This is a genomic window from Streptomyces sp. SID1328 (genome assembly GCF_009865595.1).
GTDB lineage: Bacteria > Actinomycetota > Actinomycetes > Streptomycetales > Streptomycetaceae > Streptomyces > Streptomyces griseoluteus.
Genome location: NZ_WWKH01000425.1, coordinates 1 through 2,055, shown reverse-complemented (window position 1 = coordinate 2,055; position 2,055 = coordinate 1). Strand labels below are relative to the sequence as shown.

General features: G+C 65.0%; 3 protein-coding genes and 1 pseudogene. 2 read left to right on the top strand and 2 right to left on the bottom strand.

Annotated elements, in window-relative coordinates:
- Positions 1 to 230 (bottom strand): annotated as a pseudogene (locus GT030_RS12740) (plasmid transfer protein); the annotation flags it as partial.
- A gap of 2 nt (positions 231 to 232) precedes the next feature.
- On the bottom strand, positions 233 to 562 hold the full coding sequence (locus GT030_RS12735) for a hypothetical protein (protein ID WP_161201205.1): 330 nt from the start codon (positions 560 to 562) through the stop codon (positions 233 to 235).
- 138 nt (positions 563 to 700) lie between these two features.
- On the opposite strand from GT030_RS12735, the gene GT030_RS12730 reads away from it, so the two are divergent.
- On the top strand, positions 701 to 1,483 hold the full coding sequence (locus GT030_RS12730; protein ID WP_161201204.1) for a GntR family transcriptional regulator: 783 nt from the start codon (positions 701 to 703) through the stop codon (positions 1,481 to 1,483).
- 11 nt (positions 1,484 to 1,494) lie between these two features.
- Entirely contained in the window at positions 1,495 to 1,998 is a 504-nt protein-coding gene (locus tag GT030_RS12725; protein WP_346009625.1) for a GNAT family N-acetyltransferase, read from the top strand.
- Positions 1,999 to 2,055 lie beyond the last annotated feature (57 nt).

Sequence of the window (2,055 nt, the reverse complement as noted above, 5' to 3'; positions counted from 1 at the left end):
ACCTCGGTGTGGGCGATGTTCCGCGCCAGGAAGGCCCGCAGGCGGGACGGCTGAACCGTCAGCCCGCACACGTCCATCGTGGAGCGGTAGGTGAAGGAGAACCGGCCCCAGGTGACCGGCAGCCCGACCACCGACCAGTACACGCGCGGCGCGTACACCTTCGCGTAGCCGAGGCCGCCGGCCCCCGCTAAGGCTCCAGTGGTCTCCAGGACCGTGGACAGGTCGGTCATGGTCAGACCGCCGGGGTGATCGCCACGGCGCGGAACGAGATGCCGTGCCGCTTCTGGCCGTTGAACTCGTTCTCCCAGTCCCGCGCCTTCAACCCGACGACCCGGACCGGGGTACCCGGCGCCAGACCCTCCGGGCAGCCGGTCTCCGGGACGGTCACCTGGTAGAGGTTGCCCTCCCCCTCGTCCGAGACCAGCAGGCCCACGGTCGACATGTCCGCGCCGGTCTCCCGGTCCACGGCCCGCTCCCCGGTCTTCTTGTTCACCATCTTGGGTTCCGGCGCGGTCGCCACGAACACCACAGCGGTCGAAAGGTCGATCTTGAACGACGGCATGCGTCACTCCCTCAGTCGAGGGCGCGCGAGTGTTGCGCACCCAACTGGCTTGAGCCACTTACTGGCTTAAGCCAGTTCAGCACGCACGGGCAACATGGGTCAAGCATCTGGCTTGAGCCAGTTGCTAAAGTGGTCGTCATGACCCCGTCCGGCGCCTCTGCTGAACAGCCACCAAGCAGGCGCATCGCCGAAGACCTACGCCGCCAGATCGAGACCGGAGAACTCCGAAGCGGCGACAAGCTGCCGTCCGAACGAAAACTCGCCGAGCAGTACGGTTCGGCACGCAACACCGCACGTGAAGCTGTGCGCCTGCTCGCCGAACAGGGGCTCGTCACCGCCAAGCAGGGCAGCGGGGTGTTCGTGCGGACCCCACAACGGCTGTTCCGCTTCGGCAGCGATCGCTACTCGCTCAAGAACCGGAAGACGGGACTGACCCCGTTCCGCCTGGAAGCAAAGCGGCAGGGCAAGGAGGCGAGGATCGAGGTTCCGTCGATCGTGCGAGAGAAGCCGCCGGCCGACGTAGCCGAGCGCCTGGATGTACCAGCAGACGATGAGAGTGTCGTTCACCGAGAGAACCACTACTTCGCCGACGACGAGCCGGTACAGATCGTTTCAACGTACCTGCGGTGGGATGAGGCCCAGGGAACACTTCTCACGCAGGCCAAGACCGGCAAGGACGGCATCTACGGGCGGCTCCAAGACCTTGGGCACGTCATGACACGCGTCCGTGACGAGATCAGCGCTCGGATGCCGACCCCAGAAGAGGCCGCGGTCTTGGAACTGTTGCCAGGGGTGCCAGTGCTCGAAGTCCTACACACCAGTCTCGATCAAGACGGCATTCCCTTCGAGGTGTCGCGGTACGTCCATAGAGCCGACCAAACCGGATTGCTCTACGAACTCCCCGTCGAGCAGGAGGACTGACCTTGGAATCCGTGATCATCCGCCCGTTCACCGATGACGATCTGGCCGGCGCCGCAGCGGCGCTAGTCGAGGTTCACGACACGGACGGTTATCCGGTGGAAGGTGTCGACGACCCGGAAGCATGGATCAAGTCTGAGGATGTCCTAGCGGCATGGGTCGCAGAGAGCGGCGGCAGGATCGTAGGCCACGTGGCGGTAATGAAGCCGCAGGGGGAAGCTGCCGTAGACCTTTGGGTCAAGCAGAGCGACGAGGACGCGGACCACGTGGGCGTGCTGGCACGGTTGTTCGTGGTGCAGTCAGCCAGGAAGCAAGCAGCCGGGCAACGCCTCCTGGAGGCCGCCATGTCCCACGCTCGCACTCAGGGGCTTCGCCTCGTCCTGGATGTCATGGTGAAGGACGCATCCGCTATCCGCCTCTACGAACGGTTTGGCTGGCGGAAGATCGGCGAGACCATCCACCACTTCGGCAGCGGCGAGACCATCCCAGCCGTGTGCTACGTCTCCCCGACCGCCTGACCAGAGCTGTTACAGGTTTCTCTACCTCATCAAGCCCCGGCTGCGCTCCGCTCCGCC